The organism is Falsirhodobacter sp. 1013 (genome assembly GCF_051195255.1).
Taxonomy (GTDB): Bacteria; Pseudomonadota; Alphaproteobacteria; order Rhodobacterales; family Rhodobacteraceae; genus Falsirhodobacter.
This window is the reverse complement of sequence record NZ_JBNJLK010000001.1, coordinates 148,847-168,056: the sequence shown is the minus strand read 5'-3', so window position 1 is coordinate 168,056 and position 19,210 is coordinate 148,847. Positions and strand designations below refer to the sequence as shown.

17 protein-coding genes are annotated in these 19,210 nt (G+C 64.5%); 8 read left to right on the top strand and 9 right to left on the bottom strand.

The features are described from left to right. Nucleotides 1-3: 3 nt before the first annotated feature. Nucleotides 4-240: a hypothetical protein gene (locus ACSHZY_RS00905; RefSeq protein ID WP_435164203.1), complete on the bottom strand. Its 237-nt coding sequence runs from the start codon at nucleotides 238-240 to the stop codon at nucleotides 4-6. A 459-nt stretch (nucleotides 241-699) separates the two neighbouring features. Here ACSHZY_RS00905 and ACSHZY_RS00900 point away from each other — a divergent pair, with 459 nt between their 5' ends. Genes ACSHZY_RS00900 through ACSHZY_RS00870 form a run of 7 tightly spaced genes read left to right on the top strand, consistent with a single transcriptional unit; the run spans nucleotide 700 to nucleotide 8,642 of the window. Then, on the top strand, nucleotides 700-2,130 hold the full coding sequence (locus tag ACSHZY_RS00900; RefSeq protein ID WP_435164200.1) for an amidohydrolase: 1,431 nt from the start codon (nucleotides 700-702) through the stop codon (nucleotides 2,128-2,130). Between the two features lie 45 nt (nucleotides 2,131-2,175). Further along, on the top strand, nucleotides 2,176-3,765 hold the full coding sequence (locus tag ACSHZY_RS00895) for an ABC transporter substrate-binding protein (RefSeq protein WP_435164197.1): 1,590 nt from the start codon (nucleotides 2,176-2,178) through the stop codon (nucleotides 3,763-3,765). Further along, nucleotides 3,762-4,823, top strand: a complete 1,062-nt coding sequence (locus tag ACSHZY_RS00890; protein ID WP_435164194.1) for an ABC transporter permease — start codon at nucleotides 3,762-3,764, stop codon at nucleotides 4,821-4,823. Before ACSHZY_RS00895 ends, ACSHZY_RS00890 begins: the two co-directional genes overlap by 4 nt. A gap of 3 nt (nucleotides 4,824-4,826) precedes the next feature. Next, nucleotides 4,827-5,720 carry an ABC transporter permease gene (locus ACSHZY_RS00885; RefSeq protein WP_435164191.1) on the top strand — a complete coding sequence of 298 codons (894 nt, stop codon included), beginning with the start codon at nucleotides 4,827-4,829 and terminating at the stop codon, nucleotides 5,718-5,720. After that, nucleotides 5,713-6,561 (top strand): ABC transporter ATP-binding protein, encoded by an 849-nt coding sequence (locus ACSHZY_RS00880; RefSeq protein WP_435164188.1) that lies wholly within the window; start codon nucleotides 5,713-5,715, stop codon nucleotides 6,559-6,561. The genes ACSHZY_RS00885 and ACSHZY_RS00880 overlap by 8 nt, the downstream gene beginning before the upstream one ends. Next, nucleotides 6,558-7,313, top strand: coding sequence for an ABC transporter ATP-binding protein (locus tag ACSHZY_RS00875; protein ID WP_435164185.1), 756 nt, complete (start codon nucleotides 6,558-6,560; stop codon nucleotides 7,311-7,313). The genes ACSHZY_RS00880 and ACSHZY_RS00875 overlap by 4 nt, the downstream gene beginning before the upstream one ends. 9 nt (nucleotides 7,314-7,322) lie before the next feature. Next, nucleotides 7,323-8,642 carry an MmgE/PrpD family protein gene (locus ACSHZY_RS00870; RefSeq protein WP_435164182.1) on the top strand — a complete coding sequence of 440 codons (1,320 nt, stop codon included), beginning with the start codon at nucleotides 7,323-7,325 and terminating at the stop codon, nucleotides 8,640-8,642. Nucleotides 8,643-8,645: 3 nt separating this feature from the next. Here the strand turns inward: ACSHZY_RS00870 and ACSHZY_RS00865 are convergent, their stop codons facing one another. From ACSHZY_RS00865 to ACSHZY_RS00850, 4 genes are all read right to left on the bottom strand, one after another. Next, entirely contained in the window at nucleotides 8,646-9,584 is a 939-nt protein-coding gene (locus tag ACSHZY_RS00865; RefSeq protein ID WP_435164179.1) for a LysR family transcriptional regulator, read from the bottom strand. Between the two features lie 105 nt (nucleotides 9,585-9,689). Beyond that, complete coding sequence (locus tag ACSHZY_RS00860) at nucleotides 9,690-10,655, bottom strand: serine hydrolase domain-containing protein (RefSeq protein WP_435164176.1); 966 nt, start codon at nucleotides 10,653-10,655, stop codon at nucleotides 9,690-9,692. Next, complete coding sequence (locus ACSHZY_RS00855) at nucleotides 10,652-12,232, bottom strand: ABC transporter substrate-binding protein (RefSeq protein ID WP_435164173.1); 1,581 nt, start codon at nucleotides 12,230-12,232, stop codon at nucleotides 10,652-10,654. The genes ACSHZY_RS00860 and ACSHZY_RS00855 overlap by 4 nt, the downstream gene beginning before the upstream one ends. A 17-nt stretch (nucleotides 12,233-12,249) precedes the next feature. Next, nucleotides 12,250-14,070, bottom strand: a complete 1,821-nt coding sequence (locus ACSHZY_RS00850; protein ID WP_435164170.1) for a prolyl oligopeptidase family serine peptidase — start codon at nucleotides 14,068-14,070, stop codon at nucleotides 12,250-12,252. Between the two features lie 658 nt (nucleotides 14,071-14,728). On the opposite strand from ACSHZY_RS00850, the gene xth reads away from it, so the two are divergent. Then, a complete protein-coding gene (gene xth / locus ACSHZY_RS00845; protein WP_435164167.1) occupies nucleotides 14,729-15,502 on the top strand; it encodes an exodeoxyribonuclease III in 774 nt (257 codons plus the stop codon). A 132-nt stretch (nucleotides 15,503-15,634) separates the two neighbouring features. On the opposite strand, the gene ACSHZY_RS00840 is transcribed toward xth, so the two are convergent. The 4 genes from ACSHZY_RS00840 to ACSHZY_RS00825 form a co-directional block, all read right to left on the bottom strand. Beyond that, the gene (locus tag ACSHZY_RS00840) at nucleotides 15,635-15,820 is read right to left on the bottom strand and encodes a DUF3606 domain-containing protein (RefSeq protein WP_435164164.1); all 186 of its coding nucleotides are present in this window, start codon (nucleotides 15,818-15,820) and stop codon (nucleotides 15,635-15,637) included. Between the two features lie 170 nt (nucleotides 15,821-15,990). Continuing rightward, entirely contained in the window at nucleotides 15,991-16,989 is a 999-nt protein-coding gene (locus tag ACSHZY_RS00835) for an SDR family oxidoreductase (protein ID WP_435164161.1), read from the bottom strand. 25 nt (nucleotides 16,990-17,014) lie between these two features. After that, on the bottom strand, nucleotides 17,015-17,365 hold the full coding sequence (locus tag ACSHZY_RS00830) for a hypothetical protein (protein WP_435164158.1): 351 nt from the start codon (nucleotides 17,363-17,365) through the stop codon (nucleotides 17,015-17,017). 791 nt (nucleotides 17,366-18,156) lie between these two features. Beyond that, complete coding sequence (locus tag ACSHZY_RS00825) at nucleotides 18,157-19,209, bottom strand: ABC transporter ATP-binding protein (protein WP_435164155.1); 1,053 nt, start codon at nucleotides 19,207-19,209, stop codon at nucleotides 18,157-18,159. Nucleotide 19,210 lies beyond the last annotated feature (1 nt).

Sequence of the window (19,210 nt, the reverse complement as noted above, 5' to 3'; positions counted from 1 at the left end):
TCCTCAACTGAAAAGTTCACCGCCTCCGTGCAGCATGCCTTTGAGGTAGGCGGGCAAGCTCAAAGTCTGAACTTGGGGATTGGCCGCGAGGCGACTCTCCTGGAGCACCCTGATCCCCGGCGCGCGCTGATGAAGGTTCTCAACAAGCACATGAACAGGGCGGGTTGTGGCAAGCTGCCTTACGCTCTCATTTTCAAGAGGGAGCCGGCGGCGGGAGGTGACGGCCACCTTCATCGTCATGGTGTCCTGGACATCAGCGGCCTCTCAACCGAGGAACCGATGCGAGTGCGCCAGTGTTTTGCGAGGCCGCCGGAGAGGCAACCGGCTGCCTGGGAGGTGCACGCCAGCTCAAGCTGAACGTAATAAACGATCCGGAGGGCTGGGCCGACTACATGATGAAGTCCTGAGCGCTGGTCTGGCGGGTCATGAACGTCGAGGCGCCTTACATGCTGAATCAGCCTATGATTCGCGCTGCCCGGCAGTCTTACGACAGGCTCCGTGGCGGCATGCACCGGGGCAGGCGGGGCATCAGAACGGCCACCTGAGCGTTGATAGACGTCTTGATCGCGCGAGACTCGGCGACACCGTCGTGACCTCGAGCGCCACGCCATTCCGTTCAGGACTGATCTTAACGCATCTTGTCATTGGACACACCCGACGTCGTTGACCGACCCTCGTGAAAACATACAGGGGATGACGATGCAGAACAGCGACCCGATCTGGGATCACGTGGACACGCACCGGGACGACCTCATCGCGCTGAGCGATCGAGTTTGGGGCATGCCTGAACTGCTCTATGGCGAATACCGCTCCTGTGCCGAGCATGTCGCGGTGCTGCGCGACAAAGGGTTCACCGTGCACGAGGAAATGGCTGGCATCCCGACCGCCGTCATGGGCGAGGCGGGAGAGGGCGGACCGGTCATCGCGATCCTTGGGGAATACGACGCGCTGCCGGGCCTGAGCCAAGTCGCAGGCATCGCCGAGCCGAAGGCGACGGAGGCGGGTGGTGCCGGACATGGTTGCGGGCACAACCTGCTGGGTTCGGCGGCGCTGCTGGCCGCTTGCGCGCTGAAGGACTGGCTGGCCGAGACGGGAACCCCCGGCCGCGTCCGTTACTACGGCTGTCCGGCGGAAGAGGGTGGGGCGGCCAAGGCGTTCATGGTGCGCGATGGCGCCTTCGACGACGTGGATGCCGCGATCACCTGGCATCCCGCCACGATGACCAAGGTGGATGAGGCGCAAAGCCTTGCCAACACCCGCATGGACTTCGTCTTCACGGGCCGCGCCAGCCATGCGGCCGCCGCCCCGCATCTGGGCCGGTCGGCGCTGGACGCGGCGGAACTGATGGCCGTCGGCGTGAACTACCTGCGCGAGCATGTGCCGCAGGAAAGCCGCATCCACTACGCCTATCTGGATGCGGGCGGCACCGCGCCGAATGTGGTGCAGGCCCGGACGAAGGTGCGCTACGCCATCCGCTCCACCACCCTGGCGGGCATGCTGGCCCTGAACGAGCGGGTGAAGAAGGTCGCGCACGGCGCGGCGATGATGACCGAGACGAAGGTCGACATCTCCATCATGTCGGCCGTGTCGAACATGCTGGGCAACACCCCGCTGGAGGAGGCGATGCAGGCGGCGATGGACGAACTGGGCGGCGTGCCTTTCGATGACGCCGACCGCGCCTATGCCGCCGAGATCCAGAAGACGTTGACGCCCGAGGACATCGCCGCTTCCTATCGCGGCAACGGCATGGAGGTGCGTGAAGGCGAGCCCCTGTGCGACTATGTCGTCCCGCGCACAGCACCCGGCTCGAAGATGATGGGCTCCACCGACGTGGCCGACGTGTCGTGGAAGGTGCCGCTGGTGCAGGCGCGGGTGTCCACGGTGGCGATCGGGACACCGGGGCACAGCTGGCAGATCACGGCGCAGGGCAAGTCGCCCGCCGCGCACAAGGGCATGACCTATGCGGCGAAGGTCATGGGCGTTGTGGGCCGCATGCTGATGACTGACGAGGTGCTGCTGGCCCGCGCCAAAAAGGACCATGCCGAACGGCTGGCGCGCGAACCCTACATCTGCCCGATCCCCGAGGATGTGCGCCCGCCGCTCGTCCCCCGTCCTGTCGCCGCCGAATAAATGCGCGCCGGATCAACCGGCCGCACCACCAACAGGGAAACCTCCATGAACTTCCGCACCCGCCTTCTGGTCGGCGCGGCCTGCCTTGCCGCAGCGCCGAGCTTGGCCGCCACCCCCGACAACGCCCTTGTAATGGCGTGGAACATCGACGCCATCTCCACCTTCGATCCCGCGCAGATCGGTGAGGTCGTGACGAGCGAATTGATGGACAACATCTGCGACCCGCTCGTGAACTTCGCGCCCGAAGAGGAAAGCCGCGTCATCCCCGGTTTCGCCGAAAGCTGGGACGTGTCCGGGGATGGCAAGACACTGACCTTCCACCTGCATCAGGGGGCGACTTTCCCCTCGGGCAACCCCGTCACGGCGGAGGACACGGTCTGGTCGCTGAAGCGGGCGATCTCGCTCGGTTTCGGCAACGCCTCGGCCTTGACGGATTACGGCTTCACGACCGAGAACATGGACGCGCGCATCACGGCGCCCGACGACCACACCGTGGTCCTGACCTTCGAGACGGCCTATCCGACCAACCTGCTGCTGCAGGCCATCGGCGCCGACGGCATCTCGGCCACTCTGGACCGCGAAACGATCCTCGCGAACGAGACGAATGGCGATCTCGGCAATGCCTACCTCAACGCGCACACGGCCTGCGTCGGTCCCTACAGCCTTGTGCAGTGGAACCAGGGCGAAGGCGTGGTCTTGCAGGCGAACGAGGAGTATTACGGCGAGACCCCGAAGATTCCGCGCATCCTGATCCGGCACGTGGCCGAAACCGGCACGCAGCGTCTGCTGGTCGAACAAGGCGACGTGGACGTGGCGCGCGATCTGACGCCCGACGATCTGGCCGCACTGAATCAGACCGACGGGATCGAGATCGTGTCTGCCCTGAAGCCGCAGTTGATTTTTAACACCATGAACCTGTCCCGCCCGCCCTTCGACAATGAAAAGGTGCGGCTGGCGATGAAATACCTCATCGACTACCAAGGCCTTGGCGACACGGTGATGCAGTATCTCGGCAAGCCCTGGAACAGCTTCGCGCAGTTCGGCGCCTGGGGCGCGCTGGAAGGGGAGGAGGGCACGCCCTTCACCCTCGATCTGGAAAAGGCCAAGGCGCTGATCACCGAAGCCGGCTATCCCGACGGGTTCGAGACGACGCTCCTGATCGGTTCGCTCCCGTGGTCCTCGCCCTTGGGCCAGCACCTGCAGCAGAACGCCGCCAAGATCGGCATCACCCTGAACATCGAGCAGATGGCCAACGCGCAACTCTTTGCCCGCGCCCGCGCCCGCGACTTCGACAGCATCATCATGGCGTGGCAGACTGGCATTCCCGACGCACATGGCAACGCCTCGCGTCTGGTCATGAACCCCGACAACTCGGACGAGGCGAAGCTGACGCAATATCCTGCCTGGCGCGCCCATTACCAGGATGTCGGCTACAACGAACGGGTTGAGGCCGCCGTGTCCGAAACGGACGAGGCAAAGCGCCGCGAGATGTATCGCACCCTGCAGCAGGACTGGATGCAGACGGGCGAGATGGCGATCATGTTCCAGACCTACAACGTGGCCGCGATCCGCGACACGGTGAAGGACTGGACGTGGAACGGCTTCCGCACCTACTACTCGGTGGTTTCCAAATGACGGTCGCGCTCGCCACCCCGCGGCGGCGGCGCAAGCGCGGCGGCGCGCCGTCAAAGGCGCTGGCCGTCCTGTCGCGGGCGGGCTCCGTCCTCGTGACCCTGCTGGGGCTGGCGGCGCTGACCTTCATGATCGGACGGCTTCTGCCGCTCGATCCCGTGCTGGCGGTGCTGGGCGACAACGCGACGCCTGAGGCTTACGACCGCATGGTCGTGCAGATGGGTCTCGACCAACCACTGATCGTGCAATTCGGCCACTACCTTTGGGATCTGGCCCGGCTCGACTTCGGCAACTCGCTTCTGTCCGGTCGCCCAGTGGGCGAGGAGATCGCCCGCGTTTTCCCCGCCACGCTGGAACTGGCGACGGTGGCCATGATCCTCGGCACCGGCATCGGCGTGCCGCTGGGTGTCGTTGCCGCCGTCTACCGCAACAGCTGGATCGACCATCTTGCCCGTATTCTGTCGCTGGTGGGCTACTCTGCGCCGAACTTCTGGCTGGGGCTGATGGGTCTCGTGCTGTTTTACGCCGCGCTGGGCTGGGTCGGCGGGCCGGGGCGGATCGACTTCATCTACGAGTTCGACCTGCAGCCCGTGACAGGCTTCTTCCTGCTCGACGCTCTGCTTTCGGGCAACCTCGCGGTCTTCGGCAACGTCTTCAGCCACATCATCCTCCCGGCCTCGATCCTTGCACTGTCGTCCTTGGCCTATATCAGCCGCATGACCCGGTCCTTCATGATCGAGCAGCTGGAGCAGGAATACGTCGTCACCGCCCGTGCCAAGGGCTTGGGCCTGTGGCGGATCGTCTGGCTGCACGTCTTCCGCAACATCGCCGTGCAGGTGATCACCGTGATCGCGCTGTCCTACGCGTTCCTGCTGGAAGGCGCGGTGCTGACCGAGACTGTCTTCGCCTGGCCTGGCTTCGGCCGTTACATGACGAACGCGCTTCTGTCGGGCGACATGAACTCTGTCGTCGGCTGCACACTGCTGATCGGCGTGATCTTCGTGGCGCTGAACCTGATCTGCGATCTTCTCTATCGCATCCTCGATCCCCGCACGCGCTGAGAGGTGACCATGACCGCCATTCCCGCCACCGCAGGACCCCGCACCCCGGCCGAGGCCCGGATGCAGCAGATGCGCATCACCTTCCTGAAGCTGCGCCGCAATGGCTCAGCCATGCTGGGCTTGATCCTGCTGGTGATCATCTTCGCCGCCGCGATCTTCGCGCCGTGGCTGTCCACCCACGACATCTATGCCCAAGACTTGACGAACCGGCTTGCCCGCCCCTCCGCCGCGAACTGGCTGGGAACGGACGAACTGGGGCGCGACATCTATTCGCGCCTGCTGCATGGCGGCCGCATTACCCTCTACATCGCGTGCCTGACGGCGGTGATCTCGGCCCCGATCGGGCTGATCGTTGGAATGCTATCGGGCTGGTTTGGCGGCTGGGTCGACGTGGTGCTGATGCGCGTGACCGAGATCTTCCTCGCTTTCCCGTCGCTGATCCTGGCGCTGGCCTTCGTCGCGGCCCTGGGGCCGAGCATCGAGAACGCGATCATCGCCATCTCGCTGGCCACATGGCCGCCCATCGCTCGTCTGGCGCGGGCCGAGACGATGATGGTCCGCCGGTCGGACTACATCGCCGCCGTGCGTCTTCAGGGGGCAAGCGCGTGGCGGATCATGGTGGGGCACATCGCGCCGATGTGCGTGCCGTCGGTCATCGCGCGGGTGACGCTGAACATGGCGTCGATCATCCTGTCGGCGGCGGGTCTGGGCTTTCTCGGCCTCGGCGCGCAGCCGCCAAGCCCTGAATGGGGGGCGATGCTGTCCTCGGCCCGCCAATTCATCCTGTCGAACGGGCATGTCGCCGCAGCCCCCGGCATTGCGATCCTGCTGACCTCGATCGCCTTCAACCTCGTGGGCGACGGCCTGCGTGACGTATTGGACCCGCGCCATGACTGATCCTGTCCTGACGGTCGAGAACCTGAACATCCATTTCCATGGCTCCGTCCGCACCACCCATGCCGTGCGCGGCGTCAGCTTCACGCTGGGGCACGAAAAGCTGGGTATCGTCGGCGAAAGTGGATCGGGCAAAAGCCAGACGGGGCGGGCGATCATGAAATTGTCGCCCTCATCGGCCAAGATCACGGCGGACGCGTTGCGCTTCGGGCCGACCGATCTGCTGGCCGCGTCCGAAAAGCAGATGCGCGCCATTCGCGGCTCCGAGATCGCGATGATCCTGCAGGACCCGAAATTCAGCCTGAACCCGCTGATGACCGTGGGCAAGCAGATCGCCGAGGCCTATCGCACCCATCACCGCGTCACGAAAGCCGAGGCGAAGGAGCGGGCGCTGGCGATGCTGGAAAGCGTTCACATCCGCGATCCGAAGCGCGTCTACGACATCCTGCCGCACGAAGTGTCGGGCGGCATGGGCCAGCGCATCATGATCGCGATGATGCTGATCCCCGAACCGAAACTGATCATCGCCGACGAGCCCACATCCGCCCTGGACGTGACCGTTCGCCGCCAGGTGCTGAGCGTGCTGGACGAGCTGGTGGACCGCACTGGGGCGAGCCTGATCTTCATCAGCCACGACCTGAACCTCGTGGCCGATTTCTGTGACCGTGTGCTGGTGATGTATGCCGGCCGCGTGATGGAGGATCTGCCCGCGAAGGATCTGGGCCGGGCCAATCACCCCTACACCCGCGCGCTGCTGGAAAGCCTTCCCCGGCTCGACCAGCCGCGCGCCGAACTGCCGGTGATCCGGCGCGACGACACATGGCGGACGGGAGCGCTCGCATGAGGGACACGGTTCTCGAGGCAGTCAACCTCAACATCAGCTTCAACGACGGCGCCGTGATGGCCGTGCAGGGCGCGGAGTTCCGCATCGAACGCGGCGAGTCCTACGGCCTGATCGGCGAATCCGGCTGCGGCAAGTCCACCATCCTGCGCGCCGTCGCGGGGCTGAACACCGATTATGAAGGCGCGATCCTGTTCGAGGGGCGGGAACTGCCCGAGCACCGCCGGCAGGAGCATTTTCGCGCCATGCAGATGGTGTTTCAGGACCCCTACGGCTCGCTTCATCCGCGCAAGATGGTGCAGGCGGTGCTGGCGGAACCCGTGCGCCTGATGGGCCTTGGCGACGAACAGCGCCGCATCGACGAGGTGCTGCGGAATGTCGGCCTCGGCCCGGAATTCCGCTTCCGCTATCCGCATGAGCTGTCGGGCGGGCAACGCCAGCGCATCGCCATCGCCCGCGCCCTGATCGTGGAGCCGAAGATGCTGCTGCTGGACGAACCGACCAGCGCCCTGGACGTGAGCGTCCAGGCAGAGATCCTGAACCTGTTGTCCCGCCTGCGGCGCGAGCTGGGGCTGACCTACCTGATGGTCAGCCACGACATCGCCGTCATCGCGCACATGTGCGACCGCGTAGCGATCATGCAGCACGGACGCATCTTGGAAGAGATCACCGCGCCAGATGTCCGCGCGGGCAAGGTGGCCGAGGATTACACGCGCGAGTTCCTCGCCGCCTCGGCCCCCGCCATCACCGTCTGAGGAGACGCCATGACCGTTCTGGAACAGATTGCCGCCCGCGTGACGGGCGGATGCCGGATCACGCTCGCCGACCGCCATGCGGCGGTAGATGCGATTGTCGACACCATCGCCTGCATTGTTGCGGGGAAGGATGACATGGCCACGCGCGCCATCCTGACCGCCCGTCCACCGGCTGGCGGCCCTTGCGCCACCCCCCATGGCCACGCCACGCCTTCGGACGCGGCGCTGCTCAATGGTGTCGCAGCCCATGCGCTCGATTTCGACGACAACTTCGGGCCGGGGATGAGTCACGCTTCCGCCGTCATGGTGCCCGCGCTGATCGCGGTTGGGCAGGCGGTGGGGGCCACGGGGCGGCAGCTGGTCGATGCCTATCTTGCGGGACTGGAGGCGCAGGCGCTGGTGGGGCAGGGGGTGCGTCCGCATCACTACACCGCCGGATGGCATGGAACCTCCACAGTCGCGCCGATCGGGTCCGCGGCCGGGGCGGCGCTGCTGGCGGGCGCGGATGTGGTGCAGGCGATGTCGCTGGCCACCTCCACGGCTTGCGGGCCGAAAGGGCAGTTCGGCACCTCCGCCAAGCCCTTCCACGCCGGCGTCGCGGCGCGCAACGCGACCGAGGCGGCGCTGTTCGCAAAGGCGGGCCTTCAGGGCCGGACGGACATCCTCGAACGCCCGCAGGGGTTCGGAGAGCTGTTTGGTGCGGGTGTTCACGCGACATGGACCATCGAGGAGGGGCCGCATGTCATCGGGATAGAAGGGCTGTCGCCGAAACTGCATCCCTGCTGCGGGTCCACCCACAACGCGATCGACATGATCCACGACCTGCGGCACACGCACGGCTTCGGCCCCGACGATGTGGAGCATGTGGAGGTCGCGGTGGCGCTGGCGAACTATCGCAACCTTGCCTTCCCCGATCCGCAGGACGAGATGGAGGCGCGCTTTTCGATGCAATATTGTCTTGCACGGGCGCTGCATCAGGATGTGCTGTACCTGGCCGATTTCACGCCCGAGGCGACGCAGGCGCCGCACATCCGCGCCCTTCTGCCGCGCATCGCGATGGTCCTGCTGCCGGAAGAGGAGCAGAAGGCCGCGCTGAAGGCGGCGCACCGCATGACGTTGCGGCTGAAGGACGGTCGTTGTTTCGAGGCATCGCGCAGCCACGCCCGCGGCACCATCCTCGACCCGCTGACGGAGGCCCAGCGCCGGGCGAAGTTCACGGACTGCACCGGCCGCGCGGATGTGTATGAGCGCCTGCTGGCACTGGACGATCTGCCCGACCTGTCCCTGATCGGCGACATCATCGGGGCGCGGATGTTGCTGCCCGCCTGACGCTCAATTCCGGCGGCGCAAGGGGGTGACGTTGGCGGGCTCCTCAGCCAGAAGGGCTTGCGCCGCGTGCCAGACCCGCTCCGTCACCGGACGCTTGGTGCGGCGGTGACGGAAAAGCCTTACCTCCAGCTCCAGCACCCATTCCGGACCACCTGCGAGCACCAGTTCACCCGATCGCAGGTCGGGGAGGGCCAGCGTCTCGGGAATCCAGGCAAAGCCGCATCCGACTTTGGCCAGCGACTGAAGTCCTACGCTCATCGCGTTGGTGGCGGCGACATTCAACCCCATGGGCCGCTCACTCAGCAGTGGGGCCAAGGCACGCGCGAAGAATGAAGACGTGCCATAGCTCAGGAAATTGACGACGCCCCCGGCGTCGAGCTGGTGCAGCGGTCGCCCGTCCGTCCCCGGCGCGGACAGAGGTAAAAGCCGGTCATGCCCAAGGAGGCAGGATTCGAACTCTTCCGGACAAAGACCGTTCGCGACCGATGCATGGGCATATGTCAGGAGAAGGTCCGTCTCTCCATTGCGGAATTGGCGAAGGGTCTGGGCATAGGCGGCGAAGGAGCCCGTGTTTTCGATCACGAGAGGGCCAGTCGCCGCCTCGATCCTCTGACGCCATTCGGGCAGGAAGGCCACGCGCAGCGTGTGCAACGCCGCCAGCCGGATGCAGTTGCGCCCCGGCGTGGCGAAGGCCCGGATGCCCGAGCGCATGCCCAGGAACGTGGCCACCAGCTCTCGCGCTTGTGGCACCATGGCGGCGCCTTCCGGTGTCAGTTCGATCGGATAAGAGGATCGGTCGACCAATGTCGCACCTAGCCAGTGTTCCAGCGTGCGGATGCGCTTGGACAGTGCCGACTGGGTGACGTTGCGCGCTTCCGCCGCGCGGGAAAAGTTGCGCGTGTCGTTCAGACAAAGAAAATCCTCAAGGAGCTTGAGTTCCATGACGTGCCTCCGGCGCAGGATTGGTCCTGTCAGGAGGCGGTCCGAGACACGCTCAGGTCAATGACAAGGCTGGCGATGAAGAATTGCCAGACCGGCATTGGGCAATCACTGGGCAGGAATGATCCCCTGCTGGGCAGGCTGCGCGCTGGTCGCGAAGATGGCGCGCAGCAGGCGGCCGAAGCCGTGCTTGCTGATCGTCCGTCCCTTGATGTCGGTGTTCACGCGGTGGACGATCACCATGTCACGCTCCGGCACCACAAGGCAGTAATGCCCACCCGCGCCCACGGCGGCATAGCTGCCGCGCGGCGTCACGCAGCCCGGAGCGAAGACCCCGTCGCGTTCCAGCCACCACATGTAGCCATAGGCCCCGCGGGTGCCGGCATGCGAATAGGGCATGACATTCTCCTCCGCCCAACCGTCGGGCAGGATACGGCGCCCCTCCCACATGCCGCCTTGCAGGAACATCTGCCCGAACCGCGCCAGATCGCGCGAGGAGAGCCGGAAGGGATAAGCGTCGTGGCGGCTTTCGACGAAGCTTTCTGTCCAGGCGTCGCGGGCGGCATCGAAGTCTTGGAACCCGAGCGGCCGGGCGATGCGCGCCGCGAAGGCCTCCGCCACGCTTTGCCCCGTCGCCCGCACGAAGATCGTGCCAAGCGCGTTGAAGTCCCAGTTGTTGTAGCACCAGAATGTGCCTGGCCCGTGGGAATGGCGCTTTTCCTTGATCGACTTCATCCACTCGGTCTCATAGCCCGCCGGATGATAGATCCCTGAGCGGGCGGTCAGCAGATCATGGACCAGCGCCTTCCGCTCCACCGCCGACAGACCTTCGTTGTCGTCGATGCCCAACTCCTCCAGCGTCGCGTCAAGGCGGATGATCCCCGCCTCCACATCCTGCCCCATCAGCGCGGCCAGAAAGGACTTGCGCATAGAGTGGCAGAGGTAGCGGTGCGTGACGTCGCCATAGGAGTAGACGGTGCGGCCGCCCTGAAGGATCAGCAGGCAATCCGTTTCCAGCGTGTCCACCAAGTGATCGATTTCCGCGGTGTTCCAGCCTGTGCTGCCCACGTTCATTTTGCGGCCAGATCGTAATAGGTGCGGAAGCCGTTCCATGTCCATTCGGTCACCGCGTCGGACAGGGCCGCGGATTCCATGGTTTGCATGATATAGGCCTGCGGCCCGTCCTGCATGACGTCGCGCTGAAGCTGGTGATACATCTCGGTGCGGGTGGCGGGGTCGCGTTCGAACAGCGCATCTTCCACCCGCGCGTTCATCGCCGGGTCATGATACGCCGACCGCCAGCTTGGATATTGGCCCAGCCCCGCGCCGGCCCCATTGTCGGGGTTCGCGACGTGGCGTGAGGCCATGCCATGTGCGTCGGGCACGGACGTCTTGAAGCCGAGCATGGCGGCCTGGAACTCCCGCGCGCGGGTCTTGGCGAACAGTTGGGAGTTGGCCATGCGCTCGATCTGGAACGTCACGCCGACCTTGGCCGCCGCCTCCTGGATCGTCTGCGCGATAGGATCCGCATAGGCATGGGAGCCGAGGATCAGCGATACGGTGAAGCCCTCTGGATATCCCGCCTCGGCCAGCAGCGCCCGTGCCTTTTCGATGTCGAGGTTGAAGGGCTGGCCCGCCTCCTCATCCAGCGCTCCGTAGGCACCGAGTTGGACGAAGCTGGCTCGCGGCACGCCTATGCCGTTCATCACCGTATCACCCAAGCCTTGATAGTCGATCAGGTAGCGCATCGCGAGACGCACCTTCGGGTCGTCGAACGGCTTTTGTGACAGGTTCATCGCCATGTAGAACATCGAGGGCTTCAGGGCAGTATCCACGCGCAGCCCGTCCATCTCCGCCACCGCCACAAGGTCGTCAGGGTTGAGGTTGCGGGCGATGTCGACATCACCGTGCTGCAGCATCAGCCGCTGTGTTCCCGGCTCTGCCACATGGCGGATCAGGATGCGCGGAAGGGCAGGGGCTGGGCCTGCATAACGCTCCGACGCCTCCAGCATTACCGACTCGCCCGAGTTCCAGCGAGCCAGCGTATAAGGTCCGACGCAAGCCGTGCGCGCGCCCAGCCATGCGTTGCCCATGTCCTCGCCTTGGGCGTTCGGCTCGATCTCGGCCCGGTTCAGGAGGAACGATACCCTGTTCGCCCCGATGGAGCCCATGACGAGGTTGACAGGGTAGGGGCGGTCCAGCGATAGAATCACCGTCCGGTCATCTGGCGCGGTGATGCGTTCGGCCATGTTCTCCGCGGTAAAGCCGAAATCGGTCAGCTGCGCGGCATTGCCGTAACCAAGGCTCAGCACGCGGTGCATCGACCAGATCAGGTCACGGGCGGTGGCGGGCGTTCCGTCGGGAAAGACCAGACCCTCCTTCAGGTGGAAGGTGATCGTCTGGCCATCCTCTGCCACATCCCAACGTTCCGCAAGCGACGGGATGAAGTTCGCCTCATCGCCCGGATCGAAGTCCACAAGGGCATCGCAGGTGTTGGTCAGGATCTCGTCCGTGACCACCTCGGCCACCTGCGCGGGATCGAATGTGCTGATCGCGTCGATGTTGTAGGCCATGACCAGCGCCGTGTCGGGCGTCGCGGCCAAGGCCGGAAGGGGAAGGGCCAGCAGCAGGGCGGGCAGAAGCGGTTTCATCGGGCTCTCCTTTGAAATCAGAGGGTGCGGGCCAGCCAATCGGCGATGCGTCCGAAGACGGTCAGGCGATTTCGAAGCCGGACGAAGCCGTGGCCCTCGTGCTCGATCCTCAGCATCTCCACCGCGTGGCCACGGCCACGCAGGCGGGCGAAGACCTGCTCGCCCTGCTCCATCGGCACGCGCGGATCATCGGTGGCGTGGATGACCAGCAGTGGGGCGGTGACACGGTCCAGATGCTTCACGGGCGACACGTCGGCCAGAAAGGCCGCATCCGCCACAGGATCGCCATATTCGGCGGCCCGCAGTGCCGCGCGCCACGGACCCGTCGTTTCCATCAGCGTGGTGAAGTTCGCCACGCCATAGATGTCGATGCCGGTGCGCCAAAGGTCCGGCGCTTCGGTCAGGGCCGCCAGCACCATGAAGCCGCCATAGGATTGCCCCATGACGCCGATCCTTGTGGCGTCCACATCCTCGCGCGCTGCAAAACTGCGGGCCAGCGCGATCAGGTCGCCGACGCTGTCCATGCGCTTCTCGACATCGTCGGCCTCCTGCCATGCGCGGCCATAGCCGGTGGAACCGCGCACGTTCGGCGCCACCACCATGATCCCGTGCGAGGTGTAGTGGTGGATGTCGGCGCGGAAGGTCGGGCGCCACTGTGCCTCAGGCCCGCCATGTACGATGAACAGCACGGGCCAGCCGGCGGCAGGACGTTCGCCCGTCGGCGCATAGACGAGGTGCGGAACCGCCGCCCCATTGACCCCCGGCAGCCGTGCGACGACAGGCATCGGCCGATCGGCCAGACGAACCCCCGCCTTCGGCACCTGTGACAAGTTGGTCCATGTGCCGGCCGTCGGGTCGTGGCGCCACAGATCGGCGGGATCATTCGGTCCCTCCAACGTCATCAGGAGTTGCCCATCGGGCAGCACCTTCAGAGACTGGATAACTCCATAAAGGGGCAGAGCGATATCCACCCCATCACCTCCCACCAGCGGCATGAGGGCGAGGCGTGACGCCCCTTCCTCGTTCACCACTACCCAGGCCTGAGCACCATCGGGATGTGGCGCCCAGAGGTCGATGTCCCGACCTTCCACCACGATCAGCGGCGTGATCTGGTTCTTGGCAAGATCCAGCCATTGCAGGGCGTGAAACTCCTTTCCCTGGTCGCAAATCAGGTGGATGCCGCTGCCGTCTTTTGCCATACGGGCCGCGACATAGCGCGTGCGCCCCGTTTCAGGGGCAAGGTTGCGAACATGCCCCGTCGCGATGTCGAGCAGGGCGAGAGACTGCTGATTCGTTCCGTGCAAAGAATCTCGCAGCAGCAGTCCTGCGCCGTCCGGCGTCCAGGCGATCGCTTCTTGAAAGCCGTGCCCCTTGTGCAGAAAGCGGGTTGCACCCGTTGCGACCGTCATCTCATGGATATCCATGATGCGTGCATCGCGAGCGTTGGACGCATAGGCGATCCTCGTGCCGCAGGGTGACCAGGCCCCCCAGACATGGACGACCCCTGGAGCCGCGGTCAGGGCGCGCGCTGGCCCCGTCCCGTCGGAGAGGAGGTGGAACTGGAACCGCTCGTCCCCGCCGCAATCGATCGTGACCAAAAGGTCGCGACCCACAGGCGAGAAGGCCATCTGCACCACACGCTCAGGCAAATCCGTCACCTTCCAGGCGGCTCCTCCTGCCGCGGCCCGCATCCAGACTTGTGGCAGGCCCGAAGTGTTCTCGATGCTCGCGATCAGCGTGCCATCGGCCGAGACCGCCTCAGCTCGCGCCTCGCGCATGTGGATCAGGTCGGCCATTGTCAGTCCGACATCGCCCGTGTTCTTGAAGATGCGTGTCATGATCCCTCGCGCCGGTGATTGTCACGACAGGGTCACCCTATGACTTAAAGGAGGCAAGATCCGGTTCGGAACGAGCAAGTCCGTTTTGGAATGACTGACTTTTCCGCGGAGGTTTATACTTGTTCGACACAAAGCTTGGTTTCATTAAAATCCTTTGCTGGCCCGCAGGCATCACGTTGCGGATCCACTAGAAGGTGCCGCGTCCAGATTGGACCTCAAGACAAAACCAAGGTCCTAGACCAGCCTGCTATGCTCATCCTGGTGCCGGATGGGCCGCCACTCAGGAGGAACCTAAGCTCCTCTGTTCGCGGCGAGAGCCGCCACTGCGGGTTGCCCGGGAGCCACCACTGGCGTGCCGTTGATCGTCGGCTGCCGGCTCAAACCTGTGGGCGGCATGTCCTTTCAGATCTACCTCGTCGGCCGCGCCGTTTGGCGTTCTTTAGGATCTCGGGGGACCATACTGCGGCCGTATCCTCTCGACCTGCCGACAAAGGTGCGACGTGATCGTGGGTCACTGGGCCCGGTGCCGGGCGTCTCTGAGAACCCGCTGAGCAGGGCACTTCTGGAGGGGCTGATGGACACCGCGCAGCAAAGCCTCCTGACGCACCGCGTCCGAGGGCGAGGTGGAACTGGCGGGCCGCGTCCTCCGTTGGTTTGGATGAAGATCGCGACGTTCAACATCAACGGCGTTCGTGGCCGGCTTTCCCTTCTGCTGCAATGGCTCGCCGAGGCGGCCCCTGACGTCGTATGCCTGCAGGAGTTGAAGTGCCCCCAGAACACCTTTCCGGCGGAAGCGCTGCAACGTGCAGGGTATGGTGCCGTCTGGAAAGGGCAGCGCGCGTGGAATGGTGTCGCGATCCTGGCGCGCGATGCCGATCCGGTTCTGACACGCGATCAACTGCCGGGCGACGCGGAAGACGGACAGGCGCGTTATCTCGAAGCGGCCGTAGAAGGCATGCTGATCGGCTGCGTCTATCTGCCGAACGGCAATCCGCGACCCGGATCGAAATTCGATGACAAGCTTGCCTGGCTCGGCCGGCTGGAACGTCATGCGGCCGCCTTGCTGGAGGCGAAGATCCCGATCATTCTTGTGGGAGACTTCAATATCATTCCGACGGAGTTCGATGTCTACAAGCCCGAGCGGTGGAGAGAGGATGCGTTGTTCCACCCGGACGTACGACATGCGTTCGAGCGCCTATGCGCCTCGGGGTGGATCGATGCCATCCGGGCGCGCCATCCCGAAGAGAAAATCTTCACATTCTGGGACTACATGCGGAATGCCTATGGCCGAAACGACGGCTTGAGGATCGACCACCTTCTGCTGTCGCCGGCACTTGCTCCGGTCTTGCGAACAACGGGGGTCGACGCTCATGTCCGTGGATGGGACAAGCCTTCTGATCACGCCCCCGCGTGGATCACTTTGGATTGGTGATGTGTCACCGGATCGCGTTCAGATGCACCGGGCGCAGTAGGACAGCCAGCAGCGGCCATGGCACATGGTTGGCGACACGGCAGTCCAAAGACGACATAAGTTCCTGTAGAGCGAAAGCAGCCCCAAGGATCATCAGTCCTTCTTCTCCAACCTGCCCTCGACGCGGGTGCGGCTGTTGCCCACATCCTTGATGGCGTCCTTCACCTCCTGCTTCGAGACGCCTTCTTTGCGGGCCTCGTATCGGACCTCATGGTCTTGTCCGCCCGCAACAAGCCGGCGATCCTGGGCACGTCCGCGGGGTGTCTGCTTCTGGGTCATGGTCGTCCTCCTTCTTCCGCACAACACATTCCCGGGCCTTCAAGGTCCATACACTCAAGGATTCCAGCTTGTTGGTCCCGCAATCCCGAATCCAAAACAGAAGCTTGGCCGCACATGTTTACGGTCGTGGCGAAAGGGGTCCGGCCCGTCAAGGCGGGCCGAGATCAGGCTCAACGGCGCGCAAGGGCGCGCGCGGCGACGGCTCCAACCGCCGCCCCGCCCAGCAGCAGGCTGGCCGCAAGACCCGCTTTCACCAGCCCGACGTGGCGCGAAGTGATGAATTCCTGCCGTGTCCGCAACATGCGGTCGGTGGAGATCCCATCGATCCGGGCCGGCCCTTCGCCAGGTTCGTAGAGGTTGCCGTCCTTGCTGCCGACCGGGGCGCCCATCTGGGCGTCGATGAAGCTGCCCACCTGACGGTCCGCGAAGGAGGGACTGATCGCCTGCACCAGCGCCATCTGCATGGTGGTGCGCCCCACCCAGACATCACGGTGCCCGTGCCGGATGGCGGATAACGTGGCCTCGGCGCAAAGACGCGGATCGAACAGCGGGTCGGGCAGGATCTGCTGGTGCCCCGTGTGATTGCGCGCCCAGTCAGGCTGCGGAGTGTTCACCGCTGGCAGGTAGACCACGCTGAGTTTGACCGGAACCTCGTCCGCGAGCAGTTCGGCCCGCAGCGCATCGGTGAACCCGGTGACCGCCGCCTTCGCACCGCAATACGCCGCCTGCAGCGGCGCCGGGCGAATGCCAAGGCCGGAGGAAATCTGCACGATCGATCCCATCCGTCGCGGCTTCATGTGACGCAACGCGGCGAGGGTTCCATAGACTTGGCTCAGATAGGTGGTGGCCGTCACACGCTGGTATTCCTCGGGCGTGATCTGGTCGGCTTTGGAGACGACTGTCGACATAGCGTTGTTCACCCAGGCGCCGATTGGCCCCAGCTCCGCCTCGATCCGGTCGGCGGCGGCGTTCACGGCCTCCGCGTCAGCCACATCCACCGGCAGGGCGAGCACTCGGGCACCTCGTTTCGCCAGATGGACACGCGCCTCTTCCAACCGTTCCTTGCCGCGCGCCAGGATGGCAACATCCCAACCGGCACGCGCCAGCCGGTCCGCGATCGCAAGACCGATCCCGGCGCTGCCGCCGGTCACAACTGCTGCTTTGTTCATTCCATATCCTTGTCGGGAAAGCGGGTCAGTTCCCGAGGGCGACCTGAGCGTGCTGCACCACCGTCCAGTCCTCGTGCGCGCGACGGCGATAGACGGAGGTGCAGGCCGCTGTAAAGATGTTGTCGCCCTTGGCGGCCCTGACCCGATAACCGACCACGATCAGACCTTCCTGGGGGCGGGAGATCGTGTCGTCCGAGAATTCGACCTCATCCCATTCCGGGGTGCCGCTGACAGCGGAGATCGCGTCCTCGCCGCTGGCCAGATATGGCTCATGACTCAGGGCCATGATGCATTCGGGATCGACCCGCTCGTGATACCGCTCGTCGGTCGCCTGCCACAGGCCTCGTTCGAAAGCCCAAACCCGTGTGTCGTCCATATCGTTCTCCTACCTGTGCAGCAGGTCAACAGGAACCAGCGCCGGCTGTTCCCGGCAAACGTTTGATAGGGGGTGCAGTGAAGCTTCGCAGGACAGTCGCTTTCACAATGATGACCGCTTTCCCAGCTTCCGACCGGCCGATTGACGCCCTCGCAGGCCTGCTCCGGCATGGTCGCCAGAACCGACCTTCGGCCGCGTTATGGCAGGACCCGGAACGCCGCTGGCGCGCAAGCTGCATTCCAGGATCCTTCAGCTTGGTGGCAGAAGTTTACTACGAGAACATTAATCGCCGCTTCTGGTGTCCGGCTGATCGCAATAAGATTCTGCTGAACCCGCCCTGCGATGCCCCTTCCGGCATCTGTGCCAGCATGGATGCTACACCGTGCCTACGCTTTGAGTCCCAAGTTCCGACTGTGGCCCCCACGAAACTGAACCAGATCGCTAGGGAGCATACGGGCTGACGCTGGCGTGCAAAGGCACGGATTGGTGAAAGCTGCACAACCTTTTCTGCGCCCAAGACAGCGGCCGGGAGCCTCCGCAGCAGGAGTTCGTCGAGGTCTTGGATGTCGAGCAGAAGTGGCTGCAAGGTGCATGCCGAGGGGTAGACGCTGGGTGTCTCCAAGCGTTTTAGTGCCTGCAGAAGCCGGTCGATACGAAACGCTTCTGCACAGAGTTGACGTCAATGGGTGGCACGCCACGCGGCCTCTGCCGCCGCTTTGAACGCAACGACCTGAGCCTTGTCCCTTGTCAGTGCCTGGCCTGATTATCTGGCCTTCAGCCGCGGCCTGTCTTTATAAACGGTGGCCGCGTTCGGTATCAAAGAAGTGCAACGCAGAGGCGTCGAAGCGTGCCCAGACCGATTCGCCTTCATGTATTTGGGTCGTGGCCGGAACGGCCGACGTGAAGAGGTGCGCGCCGCTCCTGAGCGAAATGAGGCGGCTTTCCCCATGAAATTCATCACGCTCGACCATGGCGGGAATGGCGTCGGGCGTGCCCTCGGGCACCAGATGCACCGCGCCCGGGCGAACACCCAGCGTGACCTTGCCGCTCGGCACAGCGGCGGGCGCCGGCAGGTCCAGTGCCCCATCACGCAGCCGACCCTCGCTTGCCTCCAGTTCGAAGAAGTTCATGTTGGGCGTGCCGATGAATCCCGCGGCGAACAGGGTGGCAGGACGCGAATAAATCTCTTCGGGCGTTCCCATCTGTTCGATCTGGCCCTTGTTCATCAGCACGATACGATCGGCCAGGGTCATCGCCTCCAACTGGTCATGGGTGACATAGATCGAGGTGGATCTCAGGCTCCGGTGCAGCTTGGCGATCTCAACCCGCAGATGGCCGCGAAGCTTCGCGTCGAGGTTGGAGAGAGGTTCGTCGAACAGAAAGACGTCCGGGGTCTTGATCATCGCGCGCGCGATGGCGACGCGCTGCTGCTGCCCGCCGGACAGTTCCGTGGGCTTGCGGTTCAGATGGACATCAAGCCCCAGCGAGTCCACCACAGGGGACAGGCGGGTATCAATGTCGGGTTTCTTCACGCCAGCACGTTCCAACGCGAAAGTGATGTTTTCGCGCACCGTCATGTGCGGATAGAGCGCGTAGTTCTGAAACACCATCGCGATGCCGCGGTCACCAGGATCGCGGTCGTTCACGCAGGTCCCCCCGATCATCAGCTTGCCCGCCGAGATCTCCTCCAGCCCCGCGATCATCCGCAGAATGGTCGACTTTCCGCAGCCCGACGGCCCGAGAAACACCACGAATTCATGATCCGCCACTGAAAGGTTGAAGTTGCGGATGACTTCCTGGGACCCGTAAGATTTGCACAGATCGCGGCATTCGACGGTCGCCATC

What these genes read in the sequence shown, in the direction of transcription:
- ACSHZY_RS00840 (WP_435164164.1), bottom strand. Translation starts at nt 15,820, where the DNA reads ATGACCCAGAAGCAGACACCCCGCGGACGTGCCCAGGATCGCCGGCTT.
- ACSHZY_RS00870 (WP_435164182.1), top strand. Translation starts at nt 7,323, where the DNA reads ATGACCGTTCTGGAACAGATTGCCGCCCGCGTGACGGGCGGATGCCGG.
- ACSHZY_RS00835 (WP_435164161.1), bottom strand. Translation starts at nt 16,989, where the DNA reads ATGAACAAAGCAGCAGTTGTGACCGGCGGCAGCGCCGGGATCGGTCTT.
- ACSHZY_RS00890 (WP_435164194.1), top strand. Translation starts at nt 3,762, where the DNA reads ATGACGGTCGCGCTCGCCACCCCGCGGCGGCGGCGCAAGCGCGGCGGC.
- ACSHZY_RS00880 (WP_435164188.1), top strand. Translation starts at nt 5,713, where the DNA reads ATGACTGATCCTGTCCTGACGGTCGAGAACCTGAACATCCATTTCCAT.
- ACSHZY_RS00900 (WP_435164200.1), top strand. Translation starts at nt 700, where the DNA reads ATGCAGAACAGCGACCCGATCTGGGATCACGTGGACACGCACCGGGAC.
- ACSHZY_RS00830 (WP_435164158.1), bottom strand. Translation starts at nt 17,365, where the DNA reads ATGGACGACACACGGGTTTGGGCTTTCGAACGAGGCCTGTGGCAGGCG.
- ACSHZY_RS00860 (WP_435164176.1), bottom strand. Translation starts at nt 10,655, where the DNA reads ATGAACGTGGGCAGCACAGGCTGGAACACCGCGGAAATCGATCACTTG.
- ACSHZY_RS00825 (WP_435164155.1), bottom strand. Translation starts at nt 19,209, where the DNA reads ATGGCGACCGTCGAATGCCGCGATCTGTGCAAATCTTACGGGTCCCAG.
- ACSHZY_RS00905 (WP_435164203.1), bottom strand. Translation starts at nt 240, where the DNA reads ATGACGATGAAGGTGGCCGTCACCTCCCGCCGCCGGCTCCCTCTTGAA.
- xth (WP_435164167.1), top strand. Translation starts at nt 14,729, where the DNA reads ATGAAGATCGCGACGTTCAACATCAACGGCGTTCGTGGCCGGCTTTCC.
- ACSHZY_RS00850 (WP_435164170.1), bottom strand. Translation starts at nt 14,070, where the DNA reads ATGACACGCATCTTCAAGAACACGGGCGATGTCGGACTGACAATGGCC.
- ACSHZY_RS00895 (WP_435164197.1), top strand. Translation starts at nt 2,176, where the DNA reads ATGAACTTCCGCACCCGCCTTCTGGTCGGCGCGGCCTGCCTTGCCGCA.
- ACSHZY_RS00865 (WP_435164179.1), bottom strand. Translation starts at nt 9,584, where the DNA reads ATGGAACTCAAGCTCCTTGAGGATTTTCTTTGTCTGAACGACACGCGC.
- ACSHZY_RS00875 (WP_435164185.1), top strand. Translation starts at nt 6,558, where the DNA reads ATGAGGGACACGGTTCTCGAGGCAGTCAACCTCAACATCAGCTTCAAC.
- ACSHZY_RS00855 (WP_435164173.1), bottom strand. Translation starts at nt 12,232, where the DNA reads ATGAAACCGCTTCTGCCCGCCCTGCTGCTGGCCCTTCCCCTTCCGGCC.